The organism is Brevundimonas sp. (assembly GCF_029945885.1).
In the GTDB taxonomy this organism is placed as follows: domain Bacteria; phylum Pseudomonadota; class Alphaproteobacteria; order Caulobacterales; family Caulobacteraceae; genus Brevundimonas.
The window spans coordinates 1-11,612 of sequence record NZ_JAQSDK010000030.1; the positions used below are offsets into that span (position 1 = coordinate 1).

At 65.7% G+C, this 11,612-nt stretch carries 2 protein-coding genes and 1 pseudogene; 1 reads left to right on the forward strand and 2 read right to left on the reverse strand.

The window, feature by feature from the left end; translation table 11 throughout:
* Positions 1–9,276, reverse strand: a 9,276-nt coding sequence (locus tag PSV00_RS11635; protein WP_300447362.1) for an autotransporter-associated beta strand repeat-containing protein, incomplete at its 3' end; no start/stop codon positions are given.
* Positions 9,277–10,092: 816 nt separating this feature from the next.
* On the opposite strand from PSV00_RS11635, the gene PSV00_RS11640 reads away from it, so the two are divergent.
* Positions 10,093–11,118, forward strand: coding sequence for a helix-turn-helix transcriptional regulator (locus PSV00_RS11640; RefSeq protein WP_300447365.1), 1,026 nt, complete (start codon positions 10,093–10,095; stop codon positions 11,116–11,118).
* Positions 11,119–11,202: 84 nt separating this feature from the next.
* Here PSV00_RS11640 and PSV00_RS11645 read toward each other — a convergent pair.
* Positions 11,203–11,530: pseudogene (locus PSV00_RS11645) on the reverse strand (DDE-type integrase/transposase/recombinase); the annotation flags it as partial.
* Positions 11,531–11,612: the final 82 nt, after the last annotated feature.

The window sequence follows — 11,612 nt, forward strand, 5'->3', positions numbered from 1 at the left end:
TGCCGTGTCGGCCAGACGCTCCGAAGCCCCCAGACGCAGGGTTCCGGCCTGGACCGAGACCAGCCCGGCTGCGGCCGTGCCGTTCAGGATCGAAACCCCGCCGGTGTTGTACAGATTGCCGGTGCCGAGGCTGGCATTCACCGCCGCGCCGTTCAGCTGGTACTCGGCCGCCGTCAGCGTGCCGGTGCCGGCCAGGGTGCTGTTGTTCAGATAGACCAGGCCGACCGTGTCGCTGTAGCTCTGGAGATCGAGGATCGAGCCGGTCTCGACGGCGACCGTGGCGGTGTCCAACAGGCGATCAACCGCGCCGAGGGCCAGCGTGCCGGCCTGAATCGAAACCAGACCCGCGCCACTCGTTCCGTTCAGTGACGAGATCCCCGTGCCCACGCCGAACAGGTTTCCCGCACCGAGGTTCGCGTTCACCGTGGCACCGTCCAGCAAATAGTTGCTCGCGGTCAGCGTGCCGGTACCCGACAAGGCTCCAGCGATCTCGGCCCCGCTGACGGTGTCCGTGAACGCCCCGAGGTCCAGCGTCGCGCCCGTCGCGATGCTGAGATAGGTCTCATCCGAGAGAATGTCAGACGCGCCCAGTGCCAGCGTGCCGACCTGGATATCGGTCAGGCCCCTGTAGGTGTTGGCTCCCGAAAGGGTCAGCGTGCCGCCCAGCAGGGTCAGGCCGCCGGAACCGCCGATGATGCCACTGTAGGAGCCGCCATTGGCGACGCCGAGCGTGTAGCCGCCGAGGTTGACGAGACCGGAGCCTTCAAGCGCACCGATGACTTCCGTGGACGTAAGACCCAGCGTGCCGTTCGCGCCAATCGTCACCGACACGTCGTCGCCGATCGCCAGACCGCCGGATGCGTTCATAACCCCCGAGTCGATCACCCAGGCCACGCTGGACGTGTCCGTTCCCGTCAGGGTGAAGGTGCTCGAACCCTGCATCCGGCGGCTCTCGAAATTCAGGACGGTCGAGATGTCGACCGTGCCCGCATTCGCGCCGTCCAGAATAAAGGAGTCCAAGCCGTCGCCGCCGTCCAGGACGCCGGTGAAGCTGCCGGTGCCGAACAGGGTGACCGTGTCGGAACCTGCGCCCGCGCTGACGGAACCGGTCAGAAGGCCGGCCAGGGAAATCAGGTCGTCGCCGCCGTCTGTCAGCACCGATCCGGTCGTCGTCGAACCGTTCAGGAAGGTCAGGGTGTCATTGAAGACGCCGAGGCTCTCAACGGCGTTCCCGCCGCCGGAGATCGAACCCGAACTGGTCAGGTTGAGACCGGCCAGCGAACGAACGCCGACCAGGGCACCACTGATGGAGCCGCTGTTGTCGACCACACCACCCGCGTTCAGGTTCACACCATGCGCGGTCGTGCCGACGAGGGTCCCGGCGTTGTTGACCGAGCCGGCCGCCGTGACGAAGGTGACGCCGCTGAGCTGGCCGGTAATCGAGCCGCCGGCGAGGTTAGTCACTGCGCCGCCGTTGCCCACAAAGGCGGAACCACTGATACCGGTCAGGCCGCCGCTGTTTGTGAGCGTGCCGCCGCCGGAGATGAAGTTCACGGCGTTTGCACCACGGATTATGCCCGCGTTGATCACGGTGGAGCCGGTGCCGTCGAGATAGACGCCGGCGCCGGCTCCCGTTGTGTTGATCTCGCCGCCGGCCTGGTTGGTCACGCTGGAGTTCGCGCCGAACAGCCGGATCGTCGCAGCGGCGCCGCCGCCGCGGATCAGGCCGCTGTTGGTCACCGAGCCCGTACCCTGGGTGTAGATCGCATTGGTGCCCGAGGTGATCGAGCCGGTGTTCAGGATTGTACCCGTCCCGCCGGCGTAGATGCCCGAGTTGTTGAAGGCGGTGACCGTCGCTTCGATCGAACCGTTGTTGGTCAGATACAGGTTCTGCGCCGCGCTGATGGCGAACTGGCCATTGATGCTGCCCGAAGCGCCGTTGGTCAGGGTCAGGTCACCATTGGCGAGCACCGCTGTGCTGGTGCCGCTGATCGTGCCGAGGTTGTCGACGAAACCGTTGGCGGCCGTGACGAAGACGCCGGTCCCGTTCAGGCTCTGCACCACGCCGCCGTTCGCGACGTTCACGGTCGCGTTGGAGCCGCTCATGACCACCGCATTGCCCGAGGTCAGGCTGACGTTCGACAGTGTCGCGACCGAGCCGGTGCCGACGTTGACGCCGTTCGTGGCGGTGATCGGGCCCGTCAGGGTCACGACGCCATTGATCACAACGGTGCCGGTGCCGCTCACGGCATTGTTGAACACCTGGTTGTCGCTGCGCGCGAAGACGAGTGTTCCGCTGTTGGCCAACGTCACCGCGCCGAGGATCGAACCGGTCGTTCCGCCTGCGCCGATCTGGAGACGGCCGGTGTCGATGGAGGTGCCGCCGGTATAGGTGTTGTCGCCCGTCAGGATCAGCGTGCCGAGGTCGGTCTGCGCCAGTTGGCCCGTGCCGGTCAGTTCCGATCCGATCGTGGTCGTCCAGCCGGCCCCCGCGAGGGTGCCGTTGCCGACGCGGATCGTCGTGGTCGCAGCGGCCAGGGTGATCGAGTCGCCCTGGATCGAATAGCCGTCAGCCGCGAACTGCATGCCCGTGACGCCGACCGCACCGGCCACGTCGTCGACCGTGATCAGTCCGCCCGTGCCCTGGAAGATGGCGAAGCCGGGTTGCGGCTCCATCGCGCCGTTGAACAGACCGTTGGCGTCGGTCCATTCCGAACCGGCCGCTGTCCAGACGCCCGCGCCGCCGTTGACGGCGCCGTTGTCGTGCTGGCCGCCGTTTCCGCCGTCCCAGAACAACAGGGTCGTCGGGGCATGGACCACATTGACCTGGCCCGCGACCGAGGTCTGGACCGACACACGCTGCGCGCCGCCCGGCGTCGTGCCGAGGGTCAGGCCGTTGTCGGTCAGGACGCCGCCGTAGGTCATCAGGCCATAGACGCCGAAGCCATAGGCGCCACTGCTGGCGACGTTCAGCGTGCCGTCCAGCGTCAGGTTGCCGCCAACGGCGAACAGGGCGGGGCCGCCCGCGCCGCTGAAGGTCGCATTGATGATCGAGCCGGAGGACAGGTTCAGCGAACCGATGGCGAGGTCACCGCCCTGGGTGCCGGTCAGGATGCCGCCGTCGGCGATGGTGAGGGCACCGTTGATCGTGCCGGTCCCGCCGAGCGTGACACCGCTGTTGACCAGGGTGTCTGCCGAGAGCGTGCCGTTGACCAGCAACGTCCCACCGTTGACGGTCGCGCCGCTTGAGAAGCCGCCCGCGCCGGTCAGCGTCAACTGACCCGAGTTGTGCGCGAAGGTCTCGAAACCGGTGATCGACGTCAGGGAGAGCGTCGCCACCCCGGCACCGCCGAGGGTGGAAGCGAAGCTGTCCGTACCGGTCCCGCCGTCCAGGGTGCCGCTGAAGCTGCCGCCCTGATAGGTGAACATGTCGGCGCCGCCGCCAAGGTTGGCCGAGGTCATGGACCCCGTGCTGGCCAGGGTCAGGATGTCGATGCCTGAGGTCGAGCCGGCGTTATAGGCGCCGTTCAGGGTTCCGGCGATGGTCGCCGTGACGCCGCCGGCAGCTACGACAGAAATCTGGCCATTGGTGGTCGAGCCCGCCTGCAGGTTGATGATGGTCGCGCTTGAGCCGTCAATCAGGATCGAGCCCGCGCCGCCGATGACGCCGCCCGACTGGTTGGTGATGGTGACGGTGCCGGTGTTGGTGGCGTTCTGGATGCCGTAGAAGCCGTTGCCGGTGATCGTGCCGGAGTTCGTCACCGAGCCGCCGCCCCGGATCGCCACGCCCGCGTAGCCGGTGCCGCTGATCGTGCCCGAGTTGGTCAGGATCAGACCCGCGGTCGAGGAGATGCCGTCGCCCAAACCGGAGATCGTGCCCGCATTGCCCAGCGTCAGCGTGCTTCCGGTGTTGCGGATGCCCCAGCTATTGGTGCCGAGGCCGCTGATCGTGCCGCCCAGCGCATTGGTGAAGTTGCCGCCGTTGGAGAGGTTCAGGCCGTCGCCAGTGGTTCCGGAAATGGTCCCTGCGTTCGATCCGCTGATCGCGCCGACCGAACGGACCCCGAAGGTCGCGCCGGAAATGGAACCGCCAACCTGGTTGTTCAGCGCCAGCGTGCCGCCTCCCGCCTGGATGCCGGCCCCGGTCTGGGCCGTGATCTGTCCGGCGTTGGTTATCGATGTCGAGCCGCCGTTCGCGAGGACACCGATCGCACCGCCTGCGACCAGGCCGCCGGACTGGTTGTTCAGGATCAGCGTGCCGCCGGCGCTGGTGATGCCGTTGCCCGAGGCATCCGTCGATGAGATCACACCGGCGTTGGTAAAGTTCATGACGCCGCCGCCGACGATCCCGGTGTACTGGCCCCGGATCAGGCCGGCCGCGAAATTGCTGACGGTCAGGTTACCGGCGCTGTTCTCGATGCCGTTGTACTGGTCGCCAATGATGTGGCCGTAGTTGTTGACCACCAGGGTGTCAGTCCCGCCTTGATGGCGAACCCCCGCGTTCCAACCCCGGATCAACGAGCCAGCGCCCGTGTCGGTCAGCGACCCGTTGTTGATCGTGGTGGTCCCGGAAGCGCTCGAGACGTAGACGGACGCGCCGATCGTCCCATCACCGCCCGTGCCGATATTTGTGATCGAGCCGAGGTTGTTCAGCGTCGAGCCGCCGCTCGCCATACGCACGGCGATGAACTGGCCGCCCTGGATCGAGCCGGTGTTGGCGACATTCAGCGTGCTGAAGGGGCCGCTCATCGTCACGGCGGTGACGTTGGCACCGGAGCGGGCTCCGGCCAGGGTGACGTTCGCGACGCCGCCCGAGTCCATCAGAATCGATCCGGACGTGGTGATCGCGCCGCTCAGCGTGATCGTGCCCAGTGCCCGGATGTCGCCCGAACCGGAGATGTTGCTGATGAAGTTGAAGTTGTCGGTGCGGACGAAGGTCGCACGCGCGTTGTTGGCCAGCGTGATGGCCCCGGTGATCGAACCACCAGTGGCACCGTCGCCGATCTGCAGCGTAGACCCGTTAACGGTCGTGCCACCCGTGAAGGTTCCGGTTCCGAACAGGGAGACATAGCCTCCCCCGTCGACCAGCAAGGACCCCGAGCCGGAAATCGCCTGGCTCACCGTGCCTGTGAAGTTCTGATTGTAGTTCAGGGTGCCGTTGTTGAGGATGCTGCCGCCCGAGATGGTGGTCGTCAGGCCCTGAAGCGTGGTTCCGGCCTGGATCCGCGTCTGGCCGGTCCAGCTGTTCCCCGTATTGGTGAGGACGAAGGTCCCCGTGCTGGCGACGCCATTGGCGTCCACGCTGCTGAAGACCAACGGCTGGCCGGCGGTCGCCTGGGTGATGACGCCGCTGAGGGTGGCGGTGATCCCGGTCCCGAAGGTTTGCAGGTTGGTCGGGTCGTTCACCGGGTCCGAGGCCGCCAGCGAGATCGCGTTCGTATAGGTCCCGGTCGCCCCGAACTGCAGTGTCGGGTTGATCATCGTGATCAGGCCCGTGCCCAGCGCCGCGACGTTCATCGCGCGCACCGTGGCGCCGTTGATGTTGATGCCGGCCGTCAGACCCGTGCCGTTCAGGATCAGCAGACCGTCATTGCCGCCGCCGTCGCCGGCGTTGATCGTGGTGAGGCCCGCGCCGTCGCCGGTCAGGGTCCAGGTGCCGAGGTCCAGTTTGGACAGGATCGAGGCCCCGATCACGGATCCGCCGCCCAGATCATAAAGTCCGGCCGTTCCGTTAGCGGCCGTGCCGTCGCCCGCCCCACGCAGCCGCAGGGTATTGGTCCCGCCGCCGAGGTCGGCCGTTCCGAAGATAGCGGCGCCGAGGGTTCCGCCGTTGCCGGTGCCTTGGCCGTTATAGAGTTGAAGCGTGTCGTTCCCCGAGCCCAGCTGGATTGCCCCGCTGGTCGTCGAACCGGTCCGGAGGCTGACATCGGCTGCGGCGGTCCCGGTGGCGTTGATCGCGAAGCTGGAGCCCGTGAGCGAGCCAGAATTCACCAGGGTGAGACCGCGGTTGGTCTGAATGCCGGTGGCTCCGCCGTCGATCGCGCCGGTTGCCGCGATCGTCAGGTTGTCGAGCGGAGTTCCAACGCCCCCGTTGTCGCCGATGTAGGCACCGTTCAGCGCGCCGGCGATGGTCCCCGTCAGGGAGCCGAACATCGAGGTGACGCTGCCGGTGGTGGTCGAACCGGCGTTCAGATTGAGCGTTTGCCCGCCGAAGGCCTGGAACCGGATGGCACCGCTGGTGCCGCCGGTGATCAGGCCATTGTTCGTCACCGAGTTGGTGCCGTTGAGCCCGTCGATCGCAAAGCCGGACGAGCCGCTTCCGTTGATCACGCCCAGCGCATTGTTCACGACCGTGCCGCCGTTGAACAGGTAGATCGACGATATCCCGGCACCCGACAACGTCCCGTCGTTGGTCAGGGTGCCCTGGTTGGTATAAACGTTATACGCGCCGCCGGTGATCGTTCCGCTGTTGATGAGGGTCAGGGCACCGCCCGTGTTGATCGCGCCTTCCGTCGTGGAAGCGGTCGAAATCAGGCCTGAGTTGTTGACTGTCGCTGTGCCGGTCGCGCTGATCGCCGCGCCGCGGTTGGCGGCGACTTGCCGGATGATTGCGCCAGCCGCGTTGTTGACCGTGCTGCCCGCACCCAACCTGACCGTATACGGACCGCCCGTGCTCGTCTGGAGGATGCCCGAGCCGTTGTTGTTGATGGTCACCGCGCTGGTCGCGCTCACCGCGGAGCCGAGGTTCGCGGTGGTGAAGCTGCCGCCGGTGATCGTGCCCGTGTTGGTCAGCGTGCCGCCGCCGCTCGAGAAGACCACGCCGCCATACGAGGCGGCCGTCATGGTGCCCGAGTTGGTGACGTCCATCCGCGAGCCGTTGGACAGGAAGATGTTGCCGTCGACGCTGATCGTGCCCGCGTTGTTGAAGACGACAGGATTCCCCGCCGTGAAGGTCGCGGCGAAATTGTTCGGGCCGGAGACGACTGCGCCCGCCAGCACGTTGACGGTTCCGCCGTAGGTCATGACGGCGTAGGAGCCGCCCCCCACGTTGAATGCGCTGGTGTCGAAATTGAGCGTCGCGCCATTCCGCACCGTCCAGCCCTGCCCCGTAGAGGCGCTGGCGCCGGTGAGTGTCAGCGTGCCGGACTGCAGGTCCCGCAGGAAGAAGTTGGTCGTCGCGTTCGCGGCGCGTGAGGCGGAGTTGCCGGCACCGAGCACGACGTTGAACGTGTTATTGCCGCTGCCGCCGTCGATCGTTCCGCCGATCGTCCCGCCCTGCCAGTTGAAGATGTCGTTGCCGCCGCCGAGATTCACCGCTCCGGTGATGGAGCCGGTGGAGGACAGGGTGAAGGTATCGACGCCCGACCCGGCCGACGCGTCATATCCGCCGGTCACAAAGCCCGCCAGCACCGTGGTGCGGTCTCCGGAACTGGTGGAAACGATGCCGCCCGTCACCGTCGATCCAAGGTTAAGATTCAGGGTCGCAAGGTCGTCGCTGGCCAGACGGATTCCGGCCGTTGTGCCACTGATGACGCCCCCGGCAGCGTTGGTGAGGGTCACAACGCCGTCGTCGCTGTCGACGCCATAGACGCCGCTGATCGTCCCGGTGTTGACGAGCGTCAGCGCGCCCGAAGAAAACACGCCAGCGGTTCCGCCGGTGATCGAGCCACCGGCGTAGTTGGTAAGGTTGAGCGCGCCCGCGCCTGCCGCGCGAACGCCGGACGCGTTCGTGCCGGTGATCGAGCCATAGTTCCTGACCGTCGATGAGGCCGTGGTTTCAGTATAGACGCCGTTCTCGATGCCCGTGATCGACGCCATGGCGTCCGCAAGCGAGCCGTTGTTCACCACCGACTGGTTGGTGAAGCGCATCGCCGAGCCCAGCCCGACGCCGGTCCCGCTGGTCCCGGTCGTGGACACCAGCCCGAAATTGTTGACCGTGGCCGAGTTGGTGGCCGACACGCCGATATAGGCGCCGCCGAGCACCTGGCCCGTATCGGTGACCGTGAAGGTTCCCACGGCGTCGACCGCGCGATCTGTACCGCCGCTCCGCGTACCGGCGAGCGTGACGTTTGCGTTGGAGTTGTTCAGAAGCAGCCGACCGTTGGTCGTGATGTCGCCCGTGAAGGTCAGAGCGGCCGAGCTCTGGACGTTTACAAGGCCGGTGCCGGATATGTTCTGGGTTACTGTGCCCGCGACCACATCGTTATATTGCAGCCCGAAGCCACCGGCGTCGACGACGATGCTGCTGCCCGAGATCGAGCTGGCCGTCCCTGCGAGGATGCCCTGGCTGATCGTCGTGACACCGGTCCAATTGTTCGTGCCGGTCAGCGTCAGGGTGTTGGCACCGGTGTGCGTAAAGCCACCCGAGCCGGTGATGGAGCCGGAGAAGGTGCTCGAGGCCCCGGTCGCCGTAAGCGTGTTCGCGCCGAGAATTACGGATCCCGCGCCCTGAAGACTGTTGACGGTCGTCCCGCCCGAGAGGCCGGAGATGTCGAACGTGGCGCCCGAGGCGATGCTCAGGGAACCCGACGGGCTGATCGAGCCGGAGCCGCTCAGGGCGATGGTGCCGCCCGTGATGGTCGTCGCCCCGGTATAGGTATTGACGCCCGTCAGGGTCTGGGTGCCCGTGCCGACGTGGGTCAGCGCGAGAATCCAGGTGGGCTGGGTGCCAGCCACCACGCTGTCGGTGATGACGCCGTTGAACGTACCGGAGCCGTTGGCAACGCCGATCGTCGTGGTCCGTGAACCGGCGAATCCGCCGGCCAGCCGGCCGGAACCGGTCAGGGCGTCGATGAAGATGGTGCCCTCGACGCCGTCGAAGGTCGCGCCCGCATTGATGTTCAGGCTTCCGAGGTTGTTGGCCCAGTAGCCCTGGCCGTCGGAGCTGCCTCCGAAGGAGCCGGTGTTGACGTTGAGCACCCCGCCCGCCGACATCCGCATCTCGCTGCGGAGTGCGAACGAGCTTGCACCGGTCGTGTTGGTCTCAAGCGTACCGGAGCCGGTGAATACATAGCCATCGAGCCAGTTCACGCTTCCGCTGGTGTTGTTGAGCTGCAGCGTCGTGCCGCCGGCGATGGCGGTCTGCCCCGGAGCCGGATCGCCGGGGCTGGGGACGACCGTCGTCTGGGCCATGGCTCCCGACGCCGCCAGGGACGCTGCGATCAGCGCCGTCGATGCCAACAGGCCGACACGAATGCGCCGCGGACTGTCGCAGAGGACCTCGTCGCGCGCGCCAGAGGTCACGCTCGCTGCGCGCTTGGAAATCTTACCGGCCATGTCGTCCACCCACCCAACCCCGTCCATCGGACAAGGCACTGAACGGCGGGCCAAACTGGACATGCCGTGGAGGGTTACAACCCCCCAGTGCGTGACTAACACTGAGCTTTGGAAGGAGGAATGTCTGAGAATCTCAATGAATGAGACGTTTATGGTAATGTTTCATTCACCATGGCGGATGGGCTTTTACCGCATCCCGATCACGGCTGCAGGGATGCGAAAAAGACGGCGAAACTCCCGGTGATAAGAATGGCCACCATGGAAATATCAGAAATAGCTAAGCTTGTTGGATCTGCCCTCCTCCGGTTCATGTGATCAGATAGGAGCCCGACCCCATCCTGATCCGCTCCCACTCTCTGTGATACCCCCATCCGGAACCGCCCCTGCCCGTACGGACGGCGGGGTTTATCGCCTCTAGCGGGAATTCAATCAGACCTTGTACGACAGATGTGCCAGATCGCCTGTCTGCGGCCCACTACCTGCTCGCCCCGGTTTGCGAGGTGACACGATTATCGGGCGGAGCCAGATCGTCTCTGGTCCGGCGGCCAGACCACCCGGGATGAACAGGACTTCTTTGCCCGGCGGCGAAACGGGCTCCGGAATCACGCGCCGCACAGCCTGCGCCTGGGGCCGCGGCGGCACGAAAATCTTCTTGCCACGGCGAAAAGCACCAGCGGTGAATTCGCGGAAAGAGTGTCTGGAAATTCCAAGTTTTGTCCCGTATTGACAATATGTTGCGGACAAAAAGCTCTGCCGGCCTCCCTCAGGGTTCGCAGCACGTACCAGTATAGGCAGGCCGGGGCTTCAGGTGTTGAGTTGAGTGGTTCGCGTACGATTGCCTGGGATGTATCGACCGAGACCCTTCCCGATGCCTTTGAGCGTTATCTCGTCGGCATGGCCGACCTCTACGAAGTCTCCGGGATCAGCGGCCACGACCGGACCCATTTCTTCAACGCAACCCGGACCACCCTCTGCGACATGGGCGCGATCGGTCGTGGCCGTTCCGTTCTCCAGACCCTGGCGCGGACCACCGCGGTCTTGCGTCGGTCAGACGTCGACGGGCTCAATATCCTCATCAATCAGTTGCCCGTGGTGGCAGATTGTGATGGCCGCGAGGTCAGGGCCGCGGCCGGAGCGGTCCAGCTGCGCGATCTCGGCCGTCTCTCCGCCTCGCGTTTGGAGGTTCATGTCGACACAATCCTGATTCCTCGCACGATAGCGCCCCCCGCCCTGCTCGCTACCGACATGCATGGCCTGGTGCTCCCGCCCGGGAGCCCGCAGGCAAGGCTGATCGCTGTCCACATGCGGGGTCTTCAGGACGTGGCCGGGGACCTCTCCGACCAGAACGTCAATGCCGGGGTCCAGGCCCTCATTGTTATCCTCTCCAGCATCACGGACGCGAAATTACCCATCGGCACCGCCGAACTGGTCGCGCTCCAGAGCACCGTGCGCCTTGCGGCCGGGGATTTTATCGAGAAACAGTTGGCCTTGCTCAATGGCGATATCGACATTGGGGCCATTGCAACGGCCGCCGGCGTGTCGCGCGCAACGCTCTACCGCTCATTTGACGGCGAGGGAGGCGTTAGTCGCTTCGTTCAGGACCGGCGGCTTCACCACGCGCGCAGCGCACTGCGACGTCGCATGGGTCGAACCCCCACCATCTCTGATATCGCCGACAGGTACGGGTTCGCCTCACCGACCCACTTCAGTCGCCTGTTCCGGGGCCGGTTCGGGTACTCTCCGGCGGAGGTCGAGCCTTTGAAACCCACGGCAAATGTGGCCATGGCGACAGGGACGATACGGCACGACCTGCTCACGGACTGGCTCAAGACCTTCAAGTAGGGCCCTGACCGTGCTGTTAGCCCAAGGTTTAGCCGCCCGGCAGGTGCTGACAGGTTCACTACGCCAGCCCTACCCTGCCTGAGATCAGGCAACAGCGGCGGCCCAAACGGACATCACCACGCCGCAAAAGCGGCGAGGTGTGGGTCTGCTGATCAGATGGCGCTGGATGTTGAAGGTGTTGTAGATCGCCGCGTGGGTGGTGAGGAATGTAGGATAGCAGACCGTCGGTCGTGAGCGTTTCGGGCTCGACCGGCTGGTTGTGGAGCAGGCGCTTCAGAAGCTTCAATGCAGCCTCGGTATCCCGTCGGCCCTGGACCACGAGGTCCAGGGCTTCGCCTTCGTCGGCGACTGCCCGCCACAGGTACATCCGCTTGCCGCCGATCCCGCAGACCATCTCGTCGAGGTGCGCCGCCCCCGCCTCCGTGTGCGGAGGCGGGGGCGGGGAAGGCCTCAGCCTACCATTGGACGCTCATGCGGGCACCGATCTGGTTGTC